This is a genomic window from Actinoplanes sichuanensis, assembly GCF_033097365.1.
Classification (GTDB): domain Bacteria; phylum Actinomycetota; class Actinomycetes; order Mycobacteriales; family Micromonosporaceae; genus Actinoplanes; species Actinoplanes sichuanensis.
The window spans coordinates 7,096,574-7,120,815 of the sequence record NZ_AP028461.1 but is presented as its reverse complement, the minus strand read 5'-3'; the positions used below and the strand labels follow the sequence as shown (position 1 = coordinate 7,120,815).

At 72.2% G+C, this 24,242-nt stretch carries 19 protein-coding genes and 1 pseudogene; 8 read left to right on the top strand and 12 right to left on the bottom strand.

Features of this window, described 5'->3' with window-relative positions; translation table 11 throughout:
* Positions 1-52: 52 nt before the first annotated feature.
* The 6 genes from Q0Z83_RS32895 to Q0Z83_RS32870 all read right to left on the bottom strand — a co-directional run bounded on the left by Q0Z83_RS32895 (position 53) and on the right by Q0Z83_RS32870 (position 6,817).
* Positions 53-676 carry a choice-of-anchor M domain-containing protein gene (locus Q0Z83_RS32895; protein ID WP_317787122.1) on the bottom strand — a complete coding sequence of 208 codons (624 nt, stop codon included), beginning with the start codon at positions 674-676 and terminating at the stop codon, positions 53-55.
* Positions 673-1,314, bottom strand: coding sequence for a choice-of-anchor M domain-containing protein (locus Q0Z83_RS32890; protein WP_317787121.1), 642 nt, complete (start codon positions 1,312-1,314; stop codon positions 673-675). The genes Q0Z83_RS32895 and Q0Z83_RS32890 overlap by 4 nt, the downstream gene beginning before the upstream one ends.
* Before the next feature lie 71 nt (positions 1,315-1,385).
* Positions 1,386-2,987 carry a TIGR03773 family transporter-associated surface protein gene (locus Q0Z83_RS32885; protein ID WP_317787120.1) on the bottom strand — a complete coding sequence of 534 codons (1,602 nt, stop codon included), beginning with the start codon at positions 2,985-2,987 and terminating at the stop codon, positions 1,386-1,388.
* Positions 2,988-3,140: 153 nt separating this feature from the next.
* A complete protein-coding gene (locus tag Q0Z83_RS32880; protein ID WP_317787119.1) occupies positions 3,141-4,250 on the bottom strand; it encodes a WxL protein peptidoglycan domain-containing protein in 1,110 nt (369 codons plus the stop codon).
* An 80-nt stretch (positions 4,251-4,330) separates the two neighbouring features.
* Complete coding sequence (locus tag Q0Z83_RS32875; RefSeq protein WP_378079149.1) at positions 4,331-5,773, bottom strand: choice-of-anchor M domain-containing protein; 1,443 nt, start codon at positions 5,771-5,773, stop codon at positions 4,331-4,333.
* 78 nt (positions 5,774-5,851) lie between these two features.
* Positions 5,852-6,817: an NAD-dependent epimerase/dehydratase family protein gene (locus Q0Z83_RS32870; RefSeq protein WP_317787118.1), complete on the bottom strand. Its 966-nt coding sequence runs from the start codon at positions 6,815-6,817 to the stop codon at positions 5,852-5,854.
* A gap of 136 nt (positions 6,818-6,953) precedes the next feature.
* Between Q0Z83_RS32870 and Q0Z83_RS32865 the strand changes: the two genes are divergently transcribed.
* Both Q0Z83_RS32865 and Q0Z83_RS32860 read left to right on the top strand, forming a co-directional pair.
* Positions 6,954-8,741: a phosphatidylglycerol lysyltransferase domain-containing protein gene (locus Q0Z83_RS32865; RefSeq protein ID WP_317787117.1), complete on the top strand. Its 1,788-nt coding sequence runs from the start codon at positions 6,954-6,956 to the stop codon at positions 8,739-8,741.
* Entirely contained in the window at positions 8,738-9,859 is a 1,122-nt protein-coding gene (locus Q0Z83_RS32860) for an alpha/beta hydrolase (protein ID WP_317787116.1), read from the top strand. The genes Q0Z83_RS32865 and Q0Z83_RS32860 overlap by 4 nt, the downstream gene beginning before the upstream one ends.
* Before the next feature lie 21 nt (positions 9,860-9,880).
* On the opposite strand, the gene Q0Z83_RS32855 is transcribed toward Q0Z83_RS32860, so the two are convergent.
* Entirely contained in the window at positions 9,881-10,921 is a 1,041-nt protein-coding gene (locus Q0Z83_RS32855) for an endonuclease/exonuclease/phosphatase family protein (protein ID WP_317787115.1), read from the bottom strand.
* A 21-nt stretch (positions 10,922-10,942) separates the two neighbouring features.
* Between Q0Z83_RS32855 and Q0Z83_RS32850 the strand changes: the two are divergent.
* Positions 10,943-12,934 (top strand): annotated as a pseudogene (locus Q0Z83_RS32850) (DUF4132 domain-containing protein); the annotation flags it as partial.
* A 397-nt stretch (positions 12,935-13,331) separates the two neighbouring features.
* The gene (locus tag Q0Z83_RS32845; RefSeq protein WP_317787113.1) at positions 13,332-14,087 is read left to right on the top strand and encodes a hypothetical protein; all 756 of its coding nucleotides are present in this window, start codon (positions 13,332-13,334) and stop codon (positions 14,085-14,087) included.
* Between the two features lie 86 nt (positions 14,088-14,173).
* On the opposite strand, the gene Q0Z83_RS32840 is transcribed toward Q0Z83_RS32845, so the two are convergent.
* Together Q0Z83_RS32840 and Q0Z83_RS32835 are read right to left on the bottom strand one after the other, a co-directional pair.
* Positions 14,174-15,022: a carbohydrate-binding protein gene (locus Q0Z83_RS32840; RefSeq protein WP_317787112.1), complete on the bottom strand. Its 849-nt coding sequence runs from the start codon at positions 15,020-15,022 to the stop codon at positions 14,174-14,176.
* Positions 15,023-15,124: 102 nt separating this feature from the next.
* Positions 15,125-15,757, bottom strand: coding sequence for a DUF4232 domain-containing protein (locus Q0Z83_RS32835; RefSeq protein ID WP_317787111.1), 633 nt, complete (start codon positions 15,755-15,757; stop codon positions 15,125-15,127).
* A gap of 185 nt (positions 15,758-15,942) precedes the next feature.
* Between Q0Z83_RS32835 and Q0Z83_RS32830 the strand changes: the two genes are divergently transcribed.
* From Q0Z83_RS32830 to Q0Z83_RS32815, 4 genes are all read left to right on the top strand, one after another.
* Positions 15,943-16,908, top strand: a complete 966-nt coding sequence (locus tag Q0Z83_RS32830; RefSeq protein ID WP_317787110.1) for a glycoside hydrolase family 26 protein — start codon at positions 15,943-15,945, stop codon at positions 16,906-16,908.
* A 49-nt stretch (positions 16,909-16,957) separates the two neighbouring features.
* Positions 16,958-19,624, top strand: coding sequence for a S9 family peptidase (locus Q0Z83_RS32825; RefSeq protein WP_317787109.1), 2,667 nt, complete (start codon positions 16,958-16,960; stop codon positions 19,622-19,624).
* A gap of 109 nt (positions 19,625-19,733) precedes the next feature.
* Positions 19,734-20,426 carry a Crp/Fnr family transcriptional regulator gene (locus Q0Z83_RS32820; protein ID WP_317787108.1) on the top strand — a complete coding sequence of 231 codons (693 nt, stop codon included), beginning with the start codon at positions 19,734-19,736 and terminating at the stop codon, positions 20,424-20,426.
* A gap of 101 nt (positions 20,427-20,527) precedes the next feature.
* Positions 20,528-20,872, top strand: coding sequence for a helix-turn-helix domain-containing protein (locus tag Q0Z83_RS32815; RefSeq protein ID WP_317797177.1), 345 nt, complete (start codon positions 20,528-20,530; stop codon positions 20,870-20,872).
* On the opposite strand, the gene Q0Z83_RS32810 is transcribed toward Q0Z83_RS32815, so the two are convergent.
* The 3 genes from Q0Z83_RS32810 to Q0Z83_RS32800 are packed head-to-tail and all read right to left on the bottom strand — an operon-like array spanning position 20,867 to position 24,020.
* Positions 20,867-21,985 carry an FAD-dependent monooxygenase gene (locus Q0Z83_RS32810; RefSeq protein ID WP_317787107.1) on the bottom strand — a complete coding sequence of 373 codons (1,119 nt, stop codon included), beginning with the start codon at positions 21,983-21,985 and terminating at the stop codon, positions 20,867-20,869. The two genes, Q0Z83_RS32815 and Q0Z83_RS32810, sit on opposite strands and share 6 nt — an antisense overlap.
* Positions 21,985-23,271, bottom strand: coding sequence for a phenylacetate--CoA ligase family protein (locus Q0Z83_RS32805; RefSeq protein ID WP_317787106.1), 1,287 nt, complete (start codon positions 23,269-23,271; stop codon positions 21,985-21,987). Before Q0Z83_RS32805 ends, Q0Z83_RS32810 begins: the two co-directional genes overlap by 1 nt.
* Complete coding sequence (locus Q0Z83_RS32800) at positions 23,268-24,020, bottom strand: amidohydrolase family protein (protein WP_317787105.1); 753 nt, start codon at positions 24,018-24,020, stop codon at positions 23,268-23,270. Before Q0Z83_RS32800 ends, Q0Z83_RS32805 begins: the two co-directional genes overlap by 4 nt.
* Positions 24,021-24,242: the final 222 nt, after the last annotated feature.

Below are 24,242 nucleotides of genomic sequence, written 5' to 3'. Positions count from 1 at the left end.
CGGGGGTACGGTGAAACGGGCCCGCTCCAATTCCGGTGGAGCGGGCCCGACTTCACGGGAGGACGTCGAAGGTGAAGGCCTTCGCCCCGCTGGTGACGGTCGCGCCGGTCGACGCGAGCTTGCCGGTCACCTCGAACGTGACCGTGTACGTGCCGGCCGCGGTGAAGCCCCAGTTGGCGTGCGCGTGCACGTTACGGGCCACGGTGCGGGTGTCGGGCAGGCCGTCGCTGGAGTCGTACAGCCTGGTCGGCGTGCCCGCCGAGACCGTGTAGACGCTGACGTTCCCCGGCCCGGTGACGCTGTTCAGCCGGAACGTCACACTGTTGCCCTGCAGCACCCCGCTCGGGATCTCGGTGGTGTTCCACCCCGCCCACAGCAGCCCGGCCGTGCTGGACTGCGGCAGCACCCAGGCGGTCGCGCCCGGCGCACCGAGGAACGACCAGCCACTGCCACTGGGCACGGCCACCTTCGCCGCGGCCGGAACCTGCAGGACCACGTCGGCCGGGTCGCGCTCGGCCACGTCGTCGTTGACGGTGAGGACCAGAGCCCCGGCGTTGTAGTCGACGTCCAGGACGTCGACGTGCCCACTGGTCAGCGTGACCGTCGCGGCCTGCGCCGGGGTGGCCGCGAGGACGGCCACGGCCGCGGCGGTGATCAGCGCGGCGGCGGCCCTCACGGCTGCACCACGATCTTGTAGGTCGCCGGGTCGGAGGTGACCGTGGTGCCGTCGGTCAGGGTGCCGGTCGCCCGGACCTTGACCAGGTAGACCCCGGCCTTCGAGAACGCCCAGCTGGTGTGCAGGTGCGTGCCGGTCTCCAGGCCGACCGCGTCGGGCAGCCCGTCCGCGCTGTTCACCAGTACGTCCGGGGTGCCGAGCGCGTTCTCGGTGAAGATCGCGAGACGGCCGGAGCCGGTCACCTTCTCCACGTTCAGCGTCACCGTGTCACCGGCGAACACGCCGTCCGCGATCTCCTCGGTGGCGATGCCGGGCCAGAGCAGCTCCTCGTTCTGGATCTCCGGCAGGATCCAGGTCGGTTTGCCGGCCGTACCGAGGAACCCGTAGGCCGGGTCGGCCGGGACCGCGGTCTTCGCGGCGTTCTTGACGAGCAGGACGACGTCGTCGGCGTCCCGTTCCACATCGGGCTCGACGGTCTCGTCGTGCAGCCCGATCTCCAGTGCACCGTCCTCGTAGGCCACATCGACGACGTCGACATGACCGGAGCTCAGCACGACGACCGGCGAGGCCTGGGCGGGCACACCGCCGCCCAGAAGGGCGGCGACGAGAACGCCGCCACCGATGAGCAGTCTTCGCAAGGTTTCCACCCTTTCGTGGTACGCCGGACGCGTGCCCGGCGACGTCCTAATGCTAATGGTTTTCATTTTCATTAGGAAGGGTGGGTCAGGTCGCTCCGGCGTCGGCGGGTGGCGACCATCGCGGCCGCGCCCACGGCCAGCAGCGCGATGCCACCCGCGGCGATCGTGATGACGTCCACACCGGTCTTGGCCAGGTCGTCGCCACCGCCGGTCTGGTCGCCGCCACCGCCACCGCTGTCGCTGCTGCTGCTGTCGCTGCCGGCCGGGGTCTCGGTGCCGTCGCCGACCGCGAAGGTCAGCGTCCGGGTGTCCGAGACGCTCTCGCCGCCGGTGGTGGTGGCGCTCATCCGCACGGTCAGCCGGTACACGCCCGCCTTGGTGAACGCCCAGTTCCCGTGCGCGTGCGTGTTCGGCGCGACGGCTAGTTGCTGCGGCATCCCGTTCGCCGAGTCGAAGACCACCTCGGGCGTGCCGAACGAACCGGTCCGGAACAGCTTGAACGCCCCCGGCCCGGCCACTCCGGTCAACTGCCAGGTGACGTTGCCGCGGGTGCCGCCGACCACCGACTCGTGCTGGGTGTTCCAGCCCGGCCAGACGATCCCGGCCTGCTGCGACTGCGGAAGCAGGAAGACCCGGTCGCCGGCCGTACCGAGGAACGCGTACCCGTTCCCGTCCGGCACGTCGATCAGCGCCTGGTCGGTCACCTTGAGCAGCACATCGGACAGCTCCCGCCACACCGCCGGGGTGACCGAGTCGTCTTTCAGCCGGATCACCAGGTCGCCCCCGATGAGCTGGGGCCCCATGTCGACATGCCCGTCCGAGATGACCTTGCGCCCGCTGCCCGTCTCCGTCGTGGCCGTCGCCGTCCCACCCCCGGCCGCGATCCCCGCGCCGGCCGCCGTCCGTGCGCCGGCTGCCGCCCGTGCGCCGGCTGCCGCCCGTGCGTCGGCTGCCGCCCGTGCGTCGGCCGCTGTCCCCGCGCCGGCCGCTGCGCCAGGGTCGGTCGTCGCCCGTTCGCCGGCCGGCCGGGTCGCCGTGCCGGTCGGGATGGGTGCCGGTTCGCCCGGCGGTGCCGGAGCGGGGGTGGGCGGCGCGGTGACCTCTCGGCCCGGCACCGTGACCCGGTATGTCACCTCGTCCCGTGCGGTCCCCGCGGTGGCCCCCAGCGTGACGCGATAGTCACCGGGCGCCCCGAACATCCAGACCAGTCCGCCGAGCCGCCGCCCGTGCGGAAGCACCACACTGCGCTGCCCGTCGCTGTCGAGCAGGAGTTCCGGCCGCCCCCAGGCGGAGAGCCGGTAGGCGGCGAACGCCCCGGGCCCGTCCACCCCGGCGAGCGCGAGAGTGACGTCGCCGGAGACCTCCGTGGTGTCGATCGCCGGGAGCCCGGAATCGGCACCGCCCAGCGACCACACCGGCGCCCCGGGCTCCCCGAGGAATCGGAACGCGGCATCCTCCGGAACCACCCCGGCCGGCTCGGACATCGCCGTGAACCGCAGCGCCTCCGGCCCGGTCCCGCCTCCACGACCCCCTTCCCGGAACCGAATCCGCAGCTCACCACCGCTATCGGTGAACGAGACGAGATCCGCCCCGGCGACTTCGGGCGGCCCGGGCTCGGCACTCGCGGGCACTCCGGGCAGTACCGCGAGCGACAGCGCTGCGATCCCTCCCACGGCGTTCAAGGTCCGACGAGTCATCACGTTCCTCTCAAAGATGTGGTTGGTTCCCAGGGCTGCCGCAGAGCCCGCGAGGCGACCCTGAAGGCCGGCCCTCAGGGCTGCCGATGTGTGCGCGGGACCGCCCTGAGAGCCGGCCGAAGGTGGGGGTCACGAGGGAGGGGACTGGCGGCGGCCCCGGGCCTCGGCGGCGGTGATCGCTTTCTGGAAGCGGCGGCGGGCGCGGCGGCGGATGAGCAGCCCGGCGGTCACCAGGGCGGCGACCAGGGCGAGCAGGGCCAGTTGCGGCCAGGGGATCAGCCACCGGGACTCGTCGACGGTGGCCGGGAGCGGGGCCGGGTCGATCGGGCGACCGTCGGCGGCGGCCGGGATGACCGTGACGGTCAGTTTCGCCCGCATCAGAGGTGGCACGTCGGTGAGTCGGACGGTGGTCCGTACCGAACCGCCCGGGAGGATCTGCGGCACGGTGGCGCCGGTGGCGTCGCGGGTGCCGAGGCCGAAGGGACCACTGATCCGGGCCGAGGGCTGGGCCGACAGGCGCACGTTCCCGGTGTTGGCGACGGTGAGGGTCGCGGTCAGACGGGGGAGCCGGAACGGGTTCCACGAGGTGACCGCGGTGACGTGCATGTCGGTGACGGTCAGTTCGGGGCGGAGTGGGCCGGTGACCCGCAGGTGCACCCGGGTGCCGACTCGATGGTCGACGGTGACCCGGCGTCCGGTGGTGTCCTCGGTGAGCGACGCGACGATTCCGGCCGCGTGGTCACCCGGGGTGGCGTTGCCGGGCACGGTCAGGGTGAACGGGACGACCGTCCGCGACGACGCCGGCAGGGTCACCGTGGTGCGGGCCGGGGTGATCCAGGCGCCCGCTCCGGTGGGTTGCGCGGTGGCGGCGAGCAGGCCGAACCCGCCGCCCGGGGTGGTGACGGCGTCGGTCGCGTAGAGGCGCAGGGTCAGTGGCTGCCGGGAGTGGTTGGTGACGGCCACGTGATCGGTCAGGGTCGCGCCCGGGTCCAACTTGTAGTCGAGCGCGGTCCGGCCGTTGGGTCCCTTCGGTCCGGACGGCGCAACCGACCAGGTCAGGGCATCGGTGGCAGAGGTCCCGGGCGTGGACTCGGCAGCGGAGAGGAAGGCCGCGGGGGCCGGAACGGCGTCGGGAAGGTCGGCCGCGGGGGCCGGAACGGCGTCGGGAAGGTCGGCCGCGGGGGCGGGAACGGCGAGGAGGAAGGCGGTGAGAAGGGCCGCGCGTCCGGGCGTACACATGAGGGGTCTCCGTCTGAAGCGGGACGGGCCGGGAAGCGGGACCGCCGGGCGACCGAGGGGCCGGACCGCCCGGCGGAATCTCAGATGGCGGTCAGGGTGAGGGTTCCGGTGTAGGTGCCGGCCGCCGTGTCGGTGGGGACGCTGAGCAGCAGCGCGGCGTCGAGGCGGGCCGTGCCGAGGCCCGCGCCGGCCGGTGCCGAGGCGAGGACGGCGCTGCCGCCGAGCCCGGTGTGCGGCTGAACGGTGCCGTACGGGTGCGCGACCGGCCCGGCCAGCGCGCCCTGCCGGACGCTCTGCTGGACGACCGTGGGTGTCCAGCCGAGGTAGCCGCCCGCGAAGGTGTCCCCGCCGTCGGTGCGGAAACCGTCGGCGACCTGGCCGGACGCGGTCCAGCCGGGTTTGGCGGAGCGGGTGTCGGTGACGGTGACCGGCCGGAGGGCGCCGGTGCTCTCCCACCTGTCGCCGGAGGCGCCCAGGACCGCGGCCGGCAGGTTCACCGTCCGGTCGGCGGGGTCGACGCTGATCACCAGGGCGCCCTCGGTCGCGCTGATGGTGGCGGTGACCGATTTGGTGGCGCTGCTGCCCTCCGGCGGGAACGCCACCCACAGCCACACCGGTTCGGCGGTGGCCGCCACGGTGTCGCCGTCGTAGAGCTTGACCAGGTATTCGGTGCCGTTCAGGGCGCGGGTGGCGGTGAACGTGTAGGCCGCCCCGGTCTCGCCCTCGATCGGCCGGTAGTCGGCGTCGTCGGGTCGCTTGCTGAACCACTGATACCTGGTCAGGGCGCCCTGCGGGGACTGCACGGCCTGCACGGTGACGGTGTCGCCGACCTGGTATTCGTCGTTCATGCCGACCACCGACAGACCCACCGTGGCCTGGTCGTCGCCGACGACGAACCGGTAGTCGACGGCCCCGGTGCTGAGCGCGGTCCCGTCGGTGAGGGTGGCGTCGGCCTGGAACTTCAGGGTGTACGCGCCGGGTGCGGAGAACACCCACCCGGCGTGGGCGTGCGTGTGCACCGGTACGTCGAGCCGGTCCGGTAGGCCGTCGTTGCTGCGGAACTTGACGTTCGCGACGCCGAGTGAGCTGGTGTCGAAGAGGGTGACGTCGCCGGGCCCGTCGACGCCGACGAGGCTGATGGTGACCTTGTCGCCGGCGAACACACCACGGCTCAGTTTCGTGGTGTTCCAGCCCGGCCACAGCAGCTCCGGGTCCTGGACCTGCGGGAGCATCCAGATCGGGGTGCCGGGTGCGCCGAGGAACGCGAAGCTCGGCAGGTCGGGGACGGTGGTCTCGGCGGCCGGCAGCACCTGGAAGGTGACGTCGGCCGGGTCACGGACGACCGCGGGGCTGACGGTGTCGTCGTTGACCCGTAGCTGCAGGCGGCCGTCGATGTGGTGCACGTCGACGGCGTCGGTGTGCCCCTTGGCGAGTGTCACCCGGTCCGCGGCATACGCCGGGGAGGGGCCGAACAGGGTGGCCGTGGCCAGGGTCAGACCGGCCACGGTGGACGCGATCCGCACGGGATGCCTCCTGACATGAAAATGAAAACGATTGTCGTTTCGTGGCGAGACGCTAGCACGAGAGGAGGTCGGATGTCGTCAGGGGAGCAGGCGCGAAGCGCGTAGCCAGGCCTCGGTCCGGGCCATCCCCTCGGCCAGGTCCACACTGGGCCGGTAACCGAGAAGACGCTGCGCCTTCTCGATCGAATACGTTCCGGTACGCGCGAAGTAGCGCATCGAAACGGCGTTGACCTCGGTCTCCGCCCCGGTTAGGCGAATCAGCCGACCCGCCGCACGGGCCACCCCGACCGCCACCGCGGTGGGCGCCACGATCGGCCCGCGCCGCCCCAGCATCCGGTAGTAGTGCCCGAAGAACTCCCGGCACGGCACACCCACCCCGCCGGTGAGCGTGAAGACCCGCCCCGCCCCGGCCCGTGACGTGGCGGCCCGGATCAGACCCTCGACCAGGTCGTCGACGTAGACCGGGCTGAAGATCCCGGTGCCCATGGCCGGGAGCAGGAACTGATACCTCTTGATCAGCTGCAGCGGCAGGACCGTCCACGGCCGGGACCCGGGCCCGTAGACGTCACCCGGCCGCACCACGGTCACCGCGATCCGGCCCTCGGCGTGCGCCTGCAGCACCACCTGCTCACCGGCGATCTTCGTGTCGACGTACGGGTTGCCGTCCGGCCGTACCGGATGGTCCTCGGTCACGCCGTCCGGGAAACCCCGATCGGAGAACGCCCGGATCGACGACAACTGCACGAACCGCCCGGCCCCGGCCCGCACCGCCGCGTCCAGGACCCGCCGGGTGCCCGCCACGTTGACCAGCCACTGCCCGTCCAGCCCGACCGCGTTCGACACCACGGCCGCGGTGTGGATCACCACATCGGCGCCGGCCATCACGTCCTGCCAGGGGCCGCCCCGGGTGATGTCGCCGGCGACCACCCCGGCTTCCGGATCCGCGCGCAGGTCCATCCCGTACACCTGATGGCCCTGCTCCCGCAGCCGCGTGGCGGTGGCACGGGCGATGAAACCGTTCGCGCCGGTGAGGAAGACCCGCATCACCGGACGGTACCGCCCTCTACCGAAAGATAGAGGACCGTTCGGCTCACGGGCCGATCCCGGCGTTGCGCCGTGATGGCAGGCTCTCAACGGCCCGGCGATCCCGGGCGCCATCTGTCGAATCGGGGGAGGCGACGTGGCGCGCAAACGTGCCGTGACGGAAGAGCGACGGCGATGGGACTGGCGAAGCCGGGTGCCCATGGCGTTCGGCATGCTCTACGCGGTCGTCGGGGTCCTGGGCATCCTGGCCGCCGTGGGCACGGTCGGCAAGCAGTTGGCCGGTGACGCTTCACTGTGGACCGGCCTGCCCGCGATGACGTCGGCCGCGAGCGGCATCCTCTACCTGATCGTGGCCCGTGGCCTGAGCCGCCGCGAACACACCGCCTGGGTGTGGCTGGTGTCGCTGCTGACCCTGCAGATCGTGCTGGCGGCGGCCGGCATCGTCACCGACACCGCACACCCGATGCGGCACGGCGCCACGCTGCGCATCGGGATCAGCGCACTGCTCCTGGCGGTCGCGGTGGCCGCCGGATCGGAGTTCACCACCGGCCGACGGCGGCCCCGCCGGTCGACCACCGTGCTGTTGGTGTCACTGGTCGCGGTCGGCCCGCTGGCCGGCTGGCTGATGCTGACCCTGTTCAGCCCGGGCACCTCCACCGGTGGACTGCGCCGGGCGTGGTGCGGCGTCTGGTTCCTGGTGCGCTGGCTGGTCGGGATCAGGCAGCCGCACTTCGAGGCGGCGCCGCCCGCCTGGATCCCGTTCACCGTCGGCCTGGCCGGCGCGACCGCCGTCGTGCTCGCCGCATGGCTGAGCCTGCGCCCCAGCCGCCCGGTCACCGGCGACGACGGCGACGCGGCCACCCGGGTCCGGGAACTGCTGGCGACCCACGGCGACCAGGACTCCCTCGGCTACTTCGCACTGCGCCCGGACAAGGCGGCGGTCTTCTCGCCCAGCGGAAAGGCGGCCGTCTGCTACCGCCTGGTCAACGGGGTGAGCCTGGCCGCCGGCGACCCGATCGGCGCCGCGTCGGAGTGGCCCGGCGCCATCGAGGCGTGGCAGGAGGAGGCGATCGCGCACGGCTGGACCCCGGCTGTCCTCGGCGCCGGACCGGCCGGGGCTCGCGCCTACGCCCGGGCCGGGCTGCGGGTGCTGGAGATCGGTGACGAGGCGATCCTGAACGCCGGTGAGTTCACCCTGGAAGGCCGGCCGATGCGGACCGTGCGACAGGCCGTGCAGCGGGTCCGGCGGGCCGGCTACCGGGTCCGCGTGCACCGGGTCGGTGACGTGGCCCCGAGCACCATGGAAGAACTCGCCGGATACGCGGAGCGGTGGCGCGACGGCCGTACCGAACGGGGTTTCTCGATGGCTCTCGGCCGTTTCGCCCACCCGGACGACCTGGAGTACGTGGTGGTCGAGGCCCGGGACGCGCAGGACCGGCCGGTGGCCGTGCTCGGATTCGTGCCGTGGGGTGCGGGCGGCCTCTCCCTCGACCTGATGCGCCGCGACCCGGACGGCCCGAACGGCCTGATCGAGTTCATGATCGTGGAGCTGCTGGCGATGTCGGCGACGATGGGGGTGCAGCGCCTCTCGCTCAACTTCGCGATGTTCCGATCCGTCTTCGCTCGCGGTGAGCGGCTCGGCGCCGGGCCGTTTCTGCGCTGGTGGTACGGCGTACTCAAGATGCTGTCCCGGTGGTGGCAACTGGAATCGCTGTACCGCGCGAACCAGAAGTACCAGCCGACCTGGCAGCCCCGGTTCATCTGCTATCCGAAGGGCCGCTCGTTCCCGAAGGTGGTGATGGCCGCCGCCGTGGCCGAGGGTTTCGTCACCGCCCCCAGCCTGCGCCGCACGATCCCGCCGGCGCCCCGCCGCCTGCCGGCCGAACTGGACCGCAAGCAGACCACCGTCGGGATGCCCCGATGAGCGGCGTCGTCCTGACCAGCGGCTGGGTGATCGCCCTGCTGGTCGGCCTGACCGTCGCCGCCGCCGTGGCCACCGCCGCGTTCTGGGACCGGGGCCGGTTCCGGGTCGTGCACCGGGCCGCCGGGTTGCTCGTCGTGCAGCTGCTGCTCCTGGTCAGCCTGGCCGCCGTGGTCAACAAACAGGCCAACTTCTACGTCACGGTCGGTGAGTTGCTGGGGCAGGGCGGGGACACGTACGCCCAGACGCTCCCGGCTGATTCGCCACGACTGTCGGTGGACGGTGGACAGGACGAACTCGCCGGCTGGATCGCCGCCCACCCGGCCGCTCCCGGCCGGGGCACGGTGATCCCGGCGACCCTGGCCGGCAGGTCCACCGGTTATGCGCTGCCCGCGCAGATCTACCTGCCCGCCGGGTACCGCGCGTCGGCCGGGGACCTGCCGGTGGTGATGTTCCTGGCCGGTTATCCGGGCACTGTGTTCAGCTGGCTCGACAGTGTGGGTGTGGGCGCCGCCCTGGACGAGGCGATCGGATCCGGTCGGCTGCCACCGGTGATCGCGGTGATGGCCGAACAGGATCCGGTCCGTGGTCGGGACAGCGAATGTGTCGACTCGGCGCTCGGCGTCAAGTCCGACACCTACCTCACCAGTGATCTCCCGGAGATCATCCACAAGCATTTCCGTGCCGCTCAGGGGCGGCAGAACTGGGCCGTGGCGGGCTACTCGACGGGTGGGTTCTGCGCGGTCAACCTGGCGCTGCGTCATCCCGACCGGTTCGGTGCCGCGGCCTCGCTGGCCGGATACTTCCGTCCGCTGATCGACAGGTCGACGGGTGACCTCTACCAGGGTGATCTCGACCTGCGCCGGGCCAACGACCCGCGGCTGATGATCGGACAGTCCCGGCCGCAGCCACTCGACCTGTTCCTCACCGCCGGGGCCGACGACCGCAGCGCCCAGCGCGACCTGACGGCCTTCGCGCCGATGGTGCGCGCCCCGGACACCGCGCTGGTGATCGCCGACCGGCCGGGCGGCCACAACTTCACCACGTGGCGGGCGATCCTGCCCGACCTGTTCGACTGGCTCGACGAACGCCTCGGCGGCGGTCACCGTACCGCGGCCTGACCGCGCACCGGCGACCGAAGGTCAGGTGGGCAGGCGGAGGCGGGCCTGGATCGGCAGGTGGTCACTCGGGAACTGGCCGGCGACCTGGTAGGGGTTCATCAGGGCGGCCTGCGCACTGACGTCCGGGGTGGTCAGGATCCAGTCGTCGCGTTCGCCGTCCGGGATCAGCGGATCGTAGTTGTGGATGGTTCCCCAGGCTGGGCCCCGTCGTGGGGTGTCCCAGGTGTCGTGCAGCGCCGCCGACACCGTCAGCAGCCGGTAGACCTCGCTGTCCGGGCCGGCCGGGCTGTTGAAGTCGCCGGTCAGGACGATCGGGACCGGGGCGAAGGCGGCCAGCCGGTTCATGATCAGTTCGGCGGAGTGGCGGCGGGCGGGTTCGCTCACGTTGTCCAGATGGGTGTTGACCGCGTAGAAGCGGCCGCCGGTCTGCCGGTCCTCGAACAGCGCCCAGGTGACCATCCGGACGCGATGGGAGTTCCAGCTGGTCGAGCCGGGTACGTCGGGGGTCTCGGAGAGCCAGAAATGGCTGTACCGGAGCAGGTGCAGCCGGGTCCGGTTGTAGAAGATCTCCATGTGTTCGCTCAGGCCGCCCGGATCACGGCCGACGCCGATCCGGTCGTAGTCGGCGCCCAGGTCGCTCTCGATGTCGCGCAGCTGGATGGCCAGGCCTTCCTGGGTGCCGATCAGGTCCGGGCGCTCGGCGGTGAGGAGGGCGCGGGTCACCGGGCGTCGCTCGGCCCACGAGTTCGGCCGGTCCAGGCTTGCGTAGCGCAGGTTGAAGCTCATCACGTCGAGATCGGCCGGAGAGCCGGGCCCGGCGAGCCGATCCATGGCGGACACCGACGGCGGCCCGGCCACCGAGGCGGAGGCCGACCCGGAGGTCGGTAGGGATGACGGACCGGCCGACACCGAGACCGGCGGCTCCCCGGTGGGGGCGGCGACCGACGAGGCGGGAGCGGACGCGGGCACGGCGAGTCGCTGGGCGACCGCCGCGACGGCCGCGGTCAGGCAGAGCACGGCGAGCGTCGTGAGGATGAGCACCCGCATTCCGCGCTTCTGCACCGTTCGACGATACCAAGTGGAATGTCACTCACCGTGACGAAGCATTCGCGGTTGGGGCGGGCGGTGCCGCTCCGATACGGTCTGGCGGACCGACGGGGAGGCGGGGCGATGGGCAACCGGAACAAGCCGATCGTGGTGGACGGGCTGGTCTGCACGGACACACCGGCCCTGATCTGGGCCGACGGCGAACACGAACGATGGGCGGCCCGGGCTGCGGCGCTCGACCACGGTCGTCAGCAACCCGACTGGCCGATGGCGGTGACCAGCGCGAACCGCATGTCGGACCTGTCGCCCGCCCAGATCTCGTGGCTGATCGCCAAGGGCCCGGACGGCCCGGCCCGAGCCCTGCTCGCCGACCCGCCGATGCTGCGCCACCGGCAGCGGATCGACCTGGGTCGGGTGGCCCTCGCCCGGTTCGGACTGGACGCGATGCCGTTCGTGCTCAGCGAGGCCGGCCAGAGCGCCGACGTGCTCGGCCTGCTGATCCTGCCGTTGCGGGCCAAGGAGGCGGCCGCGCTGGCCGCGAGCTGGTTGCGGCACCTCGGGTCGGCGCGGCTGTGGGCGCGCCTCTGGCTGGCCCGCCATCCCGAGGCCGCCGCGCGCGCCCTGATCCCGGCCGCCACCGGGCGCCCCGGCAAAACCCGGCAGAACGCGGAGGACGCACTCCGCTTGCTCACCGCATCCGGTCACACACCGTTGATTCAAAAAACCACGAGGGAGTACGGCCACGAGGCTCTCGCCGCACTCGTTGCCCTCCTGGGGCCCGCCATGGCGGTGACCGCACCCGAAGATCCCCGGCCCCTCCCGTCCCCGACGCTGCCGGGGCTCGGTGATGCGGCCGTGACTGGCGGCGGTTCGTCGGCCGGAATGGGCGCGCCTTTCCGCGTACCGTCTAAAAAGGTCCGGGATCTGCCGGAGTTGCGGCGGGCCGACGGCGGGGTGATGCCCGAGGACGAGGTCGCCGCGGTGGCCGAGGCGCTGACGAGATCGCGGCCGGCGGATCCGCCGGAGCCGCCACCGGGCGATCCGGACCGGCCCGGCCTGCCGCTGGTGGTCGAGTCGTCGGCGGCGCGGCAACCGCTGGTGGCCGCCCTCGACGACGACGCCGAGCGGTTGCTGAAAGGCTGTGACCAGGAGAGTCTGACCGCGTTCGGGCGGACGCTGCTGGACCGGTGGCTGACCGACGGCATGCCCGCCGCCGACGCGTGGGTGCTCGTCGCGCAGGCCCACATCGGCGACGACACCACGATGGAGCAACTCGGCCCGCTGATCAGGTCATGGCCGGCGAAGAGCCGCTACGCGCGGGCGATCGACGGGTACGCGGTGCTGGCCACGGTCGGTTCCGATGTGGCGTTGCGGCACCTGCTGGCGATCGAGGCGAACATGTCCGGTGGTTCGACGAACGACCGGGCCCTCGACTATCTGACGCAGGCGGCGGCCCGGCGCGGCTTGACGCCGACGCAACTGGCGGACCGGCTGGCGATCACCCACGGGCTGGATGCCGGGCTGGTCGTCGACTACGGGTCACGGCGGTTCCCGGTGGTCGTCGACGAGCATCTGACCCCGCACGTGACCGCCCCCGACGGGCGGATCCTGGCCCGGCCGCCGAAACCCGGCGTGAAGGACGCCGAGCCGGGCGCCTACCAGTGGTTCCTGCAGTTCAAGAAGGATCTGCGGGCGACCGCGGTGGCGCAGACGGCCCGGCTGGAACGGGAGATGCACCGGCATCGGCTGCGCCCGGCCCGGGACCTGACCGGGGTGCTGCTGCCGCACCCGATCCTGGGGCCGATCGCCCGGCGGCTGCTGTGGGGCGCCTACGACGGGGGCGATCGCCTGGTTCAGGCGCTGCGCGTGGCCGAGGACGGCAGCCTGGCCGACGTCCACGACTCGACGGTGACGGTGGACGGCGACACCCCGCTCGGGATCGTGCACCCGGCCGAGTTGGGTGCGGAACTGCCCGAGTGGGCGCAGCTGCTGGCCGACTACGAGATCCTGCAGCCGTTCCCGCAGGTCAACCGGCCGTCGGTGGTGCTCACCGAGGAGCAGAAGGCGGCGACCAGCCTGCCTGGGTTCGGGCCGGTGTCGCCGGACGCGATCGAGGAGATGCTGCGCGGCAGGTGGTACGGCAACGGTTACGAGACCGGGAACAGCATCCACACCCAGATGCGGCGCAGCCTGCCCGGCGGTCTGACCCTGCTCGTCGAACTGGATCCGGGGGTGTCGACGTCGACCTACCTCAACCCGGCGGGTGAACAGCGGATCACCGAGATCTGGGTGGACGACACCTGGTCGGATCATTGGCAGTCGGTACGGCGTACCACCCTGGGCTCGTGCGATCCGGCCGCATTGTCGGAGTTGCTCGTCGACCTGTACGCCCTCGGCCGTTGATCGTTCTCCGGAGGAGACGCCGTTGTACGAGGATTCGCCCTGGCAGAGGACCGGCCCGCGGCTGGGGATGACGATCGTCTTCTGGTCGGTGGCCGTGTCGACCGTCGCCGCCGCGGCCCTCCTGGTCGTCTCGGTGGTGAATCGCGACGTGCCGGGCGTCATCGGTTTCGCCGCCGGCACCGTCGTCCTGGGGCATCTCGTGGGATTCGGCGCCCACCTGTGGTGGCGTCCGCGGCGGACCGCGCCGCGGGTGGCGCTGCTCGACGGCGCGGTGACGTTCCGGTTCTCGGTGTGGACCTACTACTGGCTGGCCAGCTTCATGATCATGACGATCGTGGCGCTGCTGTTCCTCGGCTGGATCGCCGACCTGGCCGCCCGGGGCGGGGCCGTGGTCGTGGAGGTGATGGCGTTCGGCGCCGCCGCGTTCTTCGGCTGGCGACTGCTGCGCCTGATCTTCGGCGGCCGGGGTGGCCTACTGCTGACACCGGCCATGATCGAGCATCACGGCCCCGGCTTCGTCCGCCGCCTCGGCTGGGACGAGGTCGCCGCGGTCGTGGCCGGTGAGCTGAACGATGCGCCGCTGATCGTCCTCAAACCGGGAGCACCGGCCCGGCCGGACATCACCCCGATCGCGATCCGCAGCGTGTGGCTGGTGGACGACCCGGTGATCGTCTACCGCACGCTGCGGCACTACCACGCCAACCCCCGCCACCGCCCGGAGCTGGCCGGAGCAGCGGGCGCCGACCGAATCCGCCAGCGCCGCTTCGCCACCAGGTGACCACAACGACCACCGGGCAAGCGTCATCCTCGCGAAGGGTCGGTGAGCCGATCGGGCCGATCCGGAGGATCGCCGGACGGGGTGGGTCAGGTGCGGAAGGTGAACCAGTTCAGGGCCGCGTAGTCGGCGGGCTGGGCGCTCTGGAACGTCAAGTACAGGGTGTGGGTGCCGGTGGGGGCGGACACGTTGCCCGGTACGGAGCGCCAGGACTGCCAGCCGCCGGTGTTGTCCAGGGCGAAGTCGCCGATCGGGGTGGCCGACGGGCTGTCCAGGCGGATCTGGATCAGGCCGCTGCCTCCGCCGGTCACGCCGGATGCCGCCCGGGCCAGGAAGTCGACGGCCCGGGTCGTTCCGAAGTCGACGTTGTCGTAGCGGAGCCAGTCGCCGTTTCCGAGGGCGGTCACCGCCTTGCCCCCCTCGTCGCACGCTACGACGGTGCCTCCGCTGCGGGCGCTGAAGGATTCGGCCTGCTGGACGGCGAATGCGTCGACGGTGGCGGTCCGGGCCGACGTCGTCGTGGCCGCCGGGGCCGGGGTGGTCGGGCTGATGGTCCCGGTCCGGGCCGGGGCGTCGCTGCCCTGACCGGGTGCCGGGGAGAAGGCCGTGGATGAGCCGCCGGGAGGAGGGCCTGGAGAAGAGCCCGGAGAAGAGCCCGGATAGCCCGGCGGGTACGCCGTGGCCGGATAGCCCGGCGCAAGCGCCGAGGACAGGGCGCCGGGGGAGAGCGACACCGCCGGCATCGGGGGCGGGAACTGGTCGGCCACGTTGTTCGTCCCGGCGGTGCCGGACCGGGACGAGTCACGGTTGAGGCCGGACCAGAGGGTCACGGCGAGCAGGACCGCGAGCGCGACGATGCCGCTGAAGATGACGACCCATGGTGCGGCCGCCAGGGCCGGGCTGCCGGCGGAACGCCACGCCCGATGCCTGTTCACCATCTATTTCCCCGGAAACTTAAGAGATGACCGTCGATCGCCCCGTGAACGTGCACACCCTAAACGAGCGCTTGATCGGGTGTGCACGGAGGCCCCGGCCGGTGATCACCAGGCGACCACCCCCTGGGTGGCCGGCTGCAGGCTGCCGATCTCCAGGGACTTCATGGTGATGCCGCTCTTCTCGGCGGCCGGGAAGCCGTCCAGTTTCGCGGCCGGGCCGGTCGTGGCCTTGGCCAGGCTGTAGCGGATCGTGTTGCCGACGCCGCAGTCCGAGTCGCTCTTGTCGCAGACGGCCCACTTGGTCCCGGCGAACGCGGTGGTGCCCGGTTTGATCTCGAAGGCCACCGGCGGGCCGGGCTCCTCGACGGTCTTCACGGGTACGTCGACCGGTTCGTCGGCCGCGTTCACCAGGGTGAGGAACAGGTAGCCGTGCACCGTGCAGGCCTTCTTCGACGTGTTGGTGACGGCGACCAGCCCGCGCTGGGTGGTGGCGGTCCCGTTCGGCTGGAGGGTGATGGTGACGCCGACGTCCTCGGTCCGGCACGTCGACTTCCCACTGGTCTCGGACCCGCCGGTGCTCTTCGTCGGAGCGGCCGTCGCGCCGGTGGCCGGGGTGGTCCCGGTGGGCGTGGGTGCGGGCCGGGTGGGGGAGGAGGACGGGGAGTCACCTGACGACCCGCAGGCGGCCAGGGCGGTGAGCAGGAGCAGACCGGGAACGACCGTCTTGAGGACTCGCATGCGTTTCCTGTTCGAAGAGGAAAGGGTTGATCGACAAGGCATACCGTGCCCGATTCCGTGGTCGTCGATCGCGTCCCCGCCGGAGCTGGCACGAACGCGGTAGACGTACGAAAAAGTATGTTTGGTTGGGGTTTATCGGCCCGGTGATGGAGGTCGCCGGGCACCGGGCCGGGCACGCTGGGCGCGTGGATGACGAGCAGCGTGGTGGGTTGGCCCGTCGCCGGGTGCTGAGCCTGATGACGATGGCGGTGCCGGCCGCCGTCCTGACCGCGGGCGTGGCGCAGCCGGCCCAGGCGGCGCGAGGGTCGGGTGGCCCGGTCCCGTTCCGGGCGGGCAAGGCGATGCACGGCTCGTTCCTGCGGCTGCGCGGCAGGACTCTGACCGAGAGCCTCGCGTTGCGCCGCAGGCAGCTGGGCCGCGAGCAGCGCATCGTGCACCGTTACTACCCGTGGTCCGGGTACGCGCCGGTCAGCGAGCCCGAGGTGCCGTCGAGCGCGGTGCTGATGGTGTCCTGGGACGGCACCTTCCACAAGCGGATCACCAGCGGTAAGTCGGACCGCAATATCGCCCTGATGGCGAACCGGTTGGCCGGCATGCAGCGCCCGATCATGCTGCGCTGGGGCTGGGAGATGAACGGCAACTGGTTCGACTGGGACGGCGTGCACAACGGGAAGAAGCCGGCCGGGTACATCAAGTCGTGGCAGCGGATGCATCGGATCTTCCGGGACGAGGGCGCCGCCAACGTGGCCTGGGTGTGGGCGCCGAACTGGAACTCCGGCCCGAACGTCTCCTGGAACAGGTTCCAGCACTACTACCCGGGTGACGCGTACGTCGACTGGGTCGGCGTCTCCGGCTACAACTTCTCCAGGGAGTCGCCGCGGACGCTGTTCACCCCGATCGTCGAGGCCTACGGTAAGCGCAAACCGATCGTGCTGGCCGAGACCGCGGCGATCAACCACGGCCGCAACACCAAGGCGCCGTGGATCCGCAAGCTCTCCGCCTACGTGGACGCGACCCCGTCGATCGGCGCGGTGGTCTGGTTCGACACCGACAATCAGAAGGGCACGTCCCGGAACTTCCGGCCGGACAGTGACGCCGAGGCGCTCGCCGCGTACCGGAAGATGGTCCGGAAGGCCCGGTTCTCCGGCTGACAGACCTTAACAATCGGAATATTTGCATGCACCGACTAAGACGGAGGGCATGCGTAAATTTCTGGTCGCCGCCGTGGCGACGAGCACGCTGCTGTGGGGAGTGACGGCGCCCGCCTCGGCGGATCCGCCCGGACCGGCGCCGGGGGCACTGCCGTCCGGCTGGTCCTTCGACAAGCGCGCCCTGACCTGGACCAGCGACCAACCGATCCCACCGGGCGACGCCGCGGTCGAGTTCTGGTCGGGTGACCGGTTGCTCGGCCGGGCCACCGGCGGCGCCGACCTGCGGACGTTCGCCCTGCCGGCCGGTGCGACCGGCCGGCTGACCGATCTGCAGGTCCGGATCGGCGGCAAACGGGTCGACGCGGCGGCCCCGGCGGCGAAGCGGAGCCTGACCGCCGCCGCGCCGGCCACCGCCCCGGTGCTTGCGACGAACCCGGTCGACCCCGGGGTCAAGGGGCCATACCAGACGACGACCGGCGAATACACCCTGCCCGGCGTGCAACTCTCGACCTACCCGTCCCGGGTCGAGATGCAGGCCGTCGTGGTCGCGCCGAAGGGCGCTCCGGGCAACCGGCCGCTGGCGGTGTTCCTGCACGGCCGGCACTGGACCTGCTTCGCCGGCGACGACCCGGACTCGATCAGTCTCGAGTGGCCGTGCCCGACCGGTTCGGCGGCGGTGCCCAGCCACCGCGGTTACCTCGAGGCACAGCGGTTGCTCGCGTCGCAGGGCTACATCACCGTGTCGATCTCGGCCAACGGCATCAACGCGCAGGACACCGCCGACTCCGACGGTGGCGCGCAGGCCCGTTCGTCGCTGGTCCGCATGCACCTCGCGCGCTGGGCCGACTGGTCCGGCGGCGGCCGGGCGAAGGCGCCCGCGATCGTCCGGGCGGCACCCCGGGCCGACCTGTCCCGGGTGCTGCTGATGGGACACTCGCGCGGTGGCGAGGGCGTCAACCGGGCCGCGCTGGACAGCCTCAACCCGCCCGCGAACGACGACTACCGGGGCCGGGTCCGCTGGAACATCCGCGGTCTGCTGCTCATCGGGCCGACCATCTTCGGTCACAACCCGCAGCCCGACGTGCCGTCGGCGACGATCCTGCCCGGCTGCGACGGTGACGTCTCGGACCTGCAGGGGCAGATGTTCGTCGACGCGACCCGCGGGGTCAGCACCGGGCGGGCGCTGCACAGCGCGCTCTACATGGTCGGTGCGAACCACAACTACTTCAACACCGAGTGGACGCCCGGGCAGGCGATCGGGCCGGCGTTCGACGACTTCCAGGGCGAGGACGACCCACTGTGTACGCCCGGAGTCGCCCCCGCCCGGCTCACCCCGCAACAGCAGCAGACCGCCGGGGCGACCTACATCGCGACCGCGGCCCGGCTCTTCGTCGCCGGCGACGACCGGGCGCGCCCGCTGCTGGACGGCACCGGCGTGCGTGCGCCGTCGGCCGGTCCGGCCCGGGTGCTGAGCCATGCGATCGGGGCGAACCGGACCGCCGCCCTGGTTCCGGACGAGACTCTGGCCGTACGCGATGCTCGTCTCTGCGATCAGGTGGGAGGCGAACCGGAAACGCTCTGCCTGGAGGGTGGGTCGCCGCATTTCGTGGGTTTCCAATGGCCTGAGCCGGGCCGCTACGCGGTCGAACTGACCGGCGCCCGCACCGCGACGCTGACGCCGAGGAAGGCGCTGCCGGTGGCCGGTTCGCGGGCGCTGGCGCTGCGGCTGATCGTGCCGCCGAACGCACCCGCCACCGGATTCACCGTCGCGGTCACCGACGAACGGGGCCGCCGCACCGAGTTGGGCACCGCGACCGTGGCCGGTGTGCCCGGCAGCGAAGGCACCGCGTCGTTCTGGGCGCAGGAGGTGCGGCTGCCGCTGCCGTCGCACGTCCGCTCGGTGGCCGGTCTCGACATCACCTCGGGTGGGGCCGGCCCGGCCTGGCTGATCGACGCCTGGGGCTGGTCACCCGGCACCCCGGCGCCACGGGCGTCGGCTCTCGACCGGATCGACGTCGGCGAGATCACCGTCGAGGAGGGCGACTCCGGGACCGCCGAGTACACCGTGCAGGTGCGGTCGAGCGGGCCGAAGACGGCCCAGGTGCGGCTGTTCCTCACCGACGCGCGCACCTACGCGACCACCAACTGGGTCGCCGACGTCAAGCCGGGTACCTCGCGGATCAGGGTGCCGGTCTCGGTGCCCGGCAACACCACCTACGGTGGTGACCGGCGGTACACGCTGACGGCGAAGGCGATCCGCAACGCGGTGGTCGGCGACTACGACGGCGGAGTCGTGGTACGGGAGGACGAACCCGCCCCGGACGTCACGATCACCCCGTCCAGTGCGGTGACCGAGGGCTCGCCGCTGACCTGGACGGTGTCGCTGTCCGGGCCGGTCGACGAGTACACGTACGTGATCTTCCTGGCCCAGCCGCCCGCCACCGGCCCCGAGTTGTCGTCGACCGACGTCGACCCGGCGTGGTTCAGCGAGAACAGCGGCCAGGACCCGGAGCCGTCGCGACCGCTGTCGTCGACGGACCTCCAGCCGTACCTGGAGATCCCGCCGGGCACCACCTCGATCGACTTCACCGTGCCGACCGTCGCCGACGGCCAGGCCGAGGGCGCCGAGCACGTCCGGTTCCAGGGGCTGCTCTTCCTGCCCGGTGTGTGGGAGCCGGTCGAGTTGCCGTTCGCCGACGGCACCGTGACCGACTGAGCGTGACGTGTGCCCGGGGCCGGTTCGGGTCCCGGGCACACTCCGGCGCCGTTGCCCACGAATCGCCGTTCGTGATTGAGTGGGCGGGTAGCGGCGCTTGGGGGCTCCTGTGACGGCTGGTATCCCGCGGCGAGACCACACTTGGGCGGCGGGGACGTTTCTCGGCAGTCTGCGTCCCGAGGTCGCCGAGGCGCTGGTCCGGAGCAGTGTGCAGCGCACCCTCGAAGCCGGCCGCACGGTCCTGCGTGAGGGCTCCCGCGACACCCACGTGCTGCTGTTGATCGACGGCTTCGTCAAGGTCACCACCTCGGTCGAGGGCGTCGAGACCCTGCTCGGCATCCGGCTGCCCGGTGAGGTGGTCGGCGAGATCGGGGCGCTCACCGGCGAGCCCCGCAACGCCACGGTGATCGCCTGCGGCCCGCTCACCGTCGGCCAGCTGAGCCGGGGCGACTTCAGCGCGTTCCTGCGGCAGCGGTCCGACGCGGCCGCCCTGATCGCCGCCGCGATGACCAGGCAGCTGCGCTGGGCCAACCGGCGGCGGGTGGATTTCGCGGCGTTCCCGGCCCATGTCCGGCTGGCCCGGCTGCTCACCGAGATCGCCGAGGTCTGCGGACGGCAGCGCCCGGACGGCAGCGTCGAACTGCTGGTGGCGCTGAGCCAGACCGACCTCGCCGCGATGATCGCGATCGCGCCGGCCACCATCCAGAAGGCGCTGCAACAGCTGCGTGACCGCGGCCTGATCACCACCGGCTACCGGCGGCTGGTCGTCACCGACCTGGCGAAGCTGAGGGCGGCCGACTGAATCGGAGACGCGCAATCCCCTACTTGTAGGCGGTCTTGTTCCCACGGCGACCCCACCATCGGGCGTACAGGCTTTGATCGGGGAGGCAGGCCGTGCACGTGATGATCGGACGAGACGACGAACTACGGCGGATCGAGGAACACCTGCGAGTGCTGGTCGCGTCGGTCGCCGCCCTGCGCACCGAGCCACCACGGCGACCGGCCCGGCCGGTTGCGCCGCCCCGGCGCGAGGCGCGGCCCGGGCCGGTCGACTGGGCCGCGCTCAGCCCCCGCGAGCGGGAGATCGCCGACCTGGTCGGGCAGGCGCTGACCAACCGGCAGATCGCCCGCCGGACCGGGATCAGCCCGCACACGGTCAACTTCCACCTCCGGCAGATCTTCCAGAAACTGGGGCTGGTGTCCCGGGTGGAGCTGGTGGCGCTGTGGCATCAACGGCCGACGTCATGACCGGGCCGGCGACCCGTGGCCGTACAACCAGTCGTGCCCGGGCAGGCCGGCCCCGGCGAGCTGATCGTCGCGTTCGGCCTGTTCGGGGCCGTCGGCCAGGTGCAGCAGGCGGGTGCCGGCCAGGCTGGCGGCGGCGACCCGGGCCCGCCGGGTGGCCCGCGCCTCCTCGTATCCGATGAGACCGTTCTCGGCCAACGCCACCGCGTCCTCCAGGGCCTGGCACGCGCCCTGAGCCAGGAACGGCAGCAGCGGATGCGCGGCGTCGCCGAGCAGCACCACCCGCCCGCGCCGCCAGGCCGGCCGCGACCTGTCGTAGAGACCGTGCCGATCGAAGTGGTGCGCGGCGGCCAGCAGCGCCCGGACGGCCGGATGCCATCCGGCGAACTGACCCAGCACCTCGGCCGCCGGCACCTCCCGGGCGGCCCGGACCGGGGTGGCGGCGGCCACCGCGGCGACCACGTTGATGGTGTGGCCGCCGTCGACCGGATAGCTCACGCAGTGCCGTCCCGGGCCGAGCCGCACGATCACCCGGTCGCCGTGCCGGGGCAGCCGCCGGGCCGGGGCCAGGCCGCGGTAGACGGTGTAGCCGCTGTACCGCAGCGGATCGGCGACGACCGTCCGGCGGACCACCGAGCGCAGACCGTCGGCGCCGATCACCAGGTCGGCGGTGAGTCGGGAGCCGTCGGCCAGTACCACGGCGGCCCGGTCACCGAGATCCTCGACGGCCGTGCAGGGTGCGTTCAGGCGCACCTCGGCGTGCCGGTTCGCGGCGCCGAGCAGCATCAGGCACAGCTCGGACCGCCGCAGCGCGTAGTAGGGGCTGCCGTATCGCCGTTGCGCGTCGGCGCCGAGGGGGACCGCACCGATCGGGGTGTCGTCACGCCACCGGCGCAGTTCCCGCACGGCCGGCCGGACCGCCGCCGCGAGTTCGTCGGCCAGGCCGAGCCGGTGCAGCACCGCGGCGCCGTTCGGGGCGATCTGGATGCCGCCGCCGGCCAGTGCCGGGGCCGGCCCGCGTTCCAGCAGCAGGCAGCGCATCCCGCGCCGGCCGAGGGCGGCGGCCACGGCCAGGCCACCGATCCCGGCGCCGACCACGACGATCCGGGTGGCCATCAGTAGTACTCCAGGGCCTTGTTCCAGTCCTCCCCGGCGTGGAACAGCCCACGGGGTTTGACCACCTCCGGTTCGGTGGTGAGCAGCCGCTCCGGGACCAGGCCGCCGGGTGGCAGCGACTCGATCCGGGCCGGCAGGCCGTACGCGCGGTCGACGGCGTCACCGAGTTCGCGAACGGCGGCGGCCCGGTGGGCGGCGGCGACCTCGATCTGGATGCGCAGGCCGTCCGTCTCGGCGCGGGCCCGCCAGAACATCACGCCGTACTCGGCGGGCAGCCCGAACACCAGGTCCTCGACGTCACCCTGGGTCAGCTCGGCGGCGCCGTCGCGGACCGTCCAGGCGCTGCGGCCCAGCACCCGCACCACCGGCAGCCCCCAACCGCAGCCACAGTCCGGATCGGACACCTCCACGCTGTCCTCCAGGTTGTAGCGCAGCAGCGGCATCGCCTCCCGCTGGAACGGCGTGACGACCAACTGGCCGCGGCCGGTCGGCGAGCATCGGCCGGTGTCCGGGTCGTACACCTCGAACAGCGCCCGGTCGGCCCACAGGTGCAGCCGGCCGGACGGGCACTCACCGGCCAGGCTGCCGGTCTCGGTGGCGCCGTACTCCTCGACGACGGGCGCGTTCCAAATCTCGGCGATCCGCTTCTTCTTGGCCGGGCCGAGCGGGTCACCGCCGACGAACAGCGCACGCAACGCCGGGAAGTCCCGGTCCGGGGCGCGCCCGGCCAGCCGGGCGGCGGCCGCCCAGAGCAGCGTGTCGGTGGCCAGCGACCAGGTCAGCGTCACCTCGAGGTCGTGCAGGAGACGGACCACCTTGGCGTACGGCATGGCCAGCGACCGATTGTCGGCGGGCACCACGGTGGCGCCCCGGTACCGTGCGGCGGCGTGCGCCAGATGGCCGGTGATCATCAGCGCGTACGGGGTGCGGACCAGGAACATGTCGTCCGGGCGGATCCCGACGTGCTTGCGGGCGTACCGTTCGGTCAGGTCCCGCCAGTCCTCGGGCGTGTAGTACGACGATGTCGGCACCCCGCTGCTGCCGCTCGACTCGTGGTAGGTGGCCAGTTCGGCCCGGTCCACCGCGAGCAGCCCGAACGGGTATCCGGCACGCAGGTCGGCCTTGGTGGTGAGTGGATAGTCGGCCAACTCGGCCCGGCTGCCCGGCACACCCCGCCCGGCGTAGAACGGCGAACGTTTCGCCGCGGCCAGGGCGGTCGCGAGCCGGTCCTGTTGCAGTCGGGCCAGCCCGGCGCGATCGGCCCAGGTGACGTCCAGAGTGTTCATCGGATCTCCTCTCCCAGCACGCGGCGCGCGTTCCCGCCGAGGACCGCCGAACGTCCGGCCGGATCGAGCCCGAGCGCGTCGACCTTGCAGAGCTCCACGGCCGGTGCCTGGAGCGGATATTCGGTGCCGAACAGCACCCGGCCCACCCCGAGCCGGGTGACCGCCCGACGTGCGGTGACGGTCAGGCAGCCGGAGATCTCGGCCAGCACGTTGGGGCAGCCGGCGAGCACGTCCAGCCCGGCCAGGCCGAGCCCGTGGTGCCCGCAGTGCCCCCAGACGAACGTGACCCGCGGGAACCGTCCGGCCAGCCGGGCCAGATCACGGGGTCCGGCGCCGGGTCGGGCCACCGTCACCAGGTAGACCGGATGCCCGGCCGTCTCGGCCACGGCGACCAGGTCGTGCACGCTCGGGTCGTCGAGACGTCCGCCGTGCACCGCCGGGGAGATCTCCAGACCTTTGAAATCAACGGCCTCGCTGCGGTACGTGGACAGGTCGTTCACCGGGTCGGCGAAGAAGAACGGCAGCAGTCGCCCGCCGGATCGTCGGGCGGCCCGCCGTACCCCCTCGTTGTCCGCCGCGGCCTCGGCCCGGCCGCCCTCGTCGATCTGTGCGGCGAGCCGGTCGAGGGGGATCAGCCCGCCGGCGCTGATCGCGGCCCGGTCGATGCCGGCCGCATCCATCACGGCCAGCAGGTTCTCCGGCTCGGTGGCACCGGGGACGAGCCGGGCGTGGAAGTCGACGACCGTCATCGCTCACCTCTGATCTCCGTCGCGACTGATGTCCGACCCGCTTCCGGACGCTATGCATCCGGGCGGCGGCGGCCCACTGCTCGAATGGGTAGGTGGCCTCGTGACGGCATCGAAGCCACAGGTCAGTGCGGTGCCGACCGGTCGGGCCCATCGAGATGGGTAGTTTCCCTTCGCGCCCGCCGGGCGGTGGGATGAGTGGTCGGCGCTCGACGATCCGGTCGG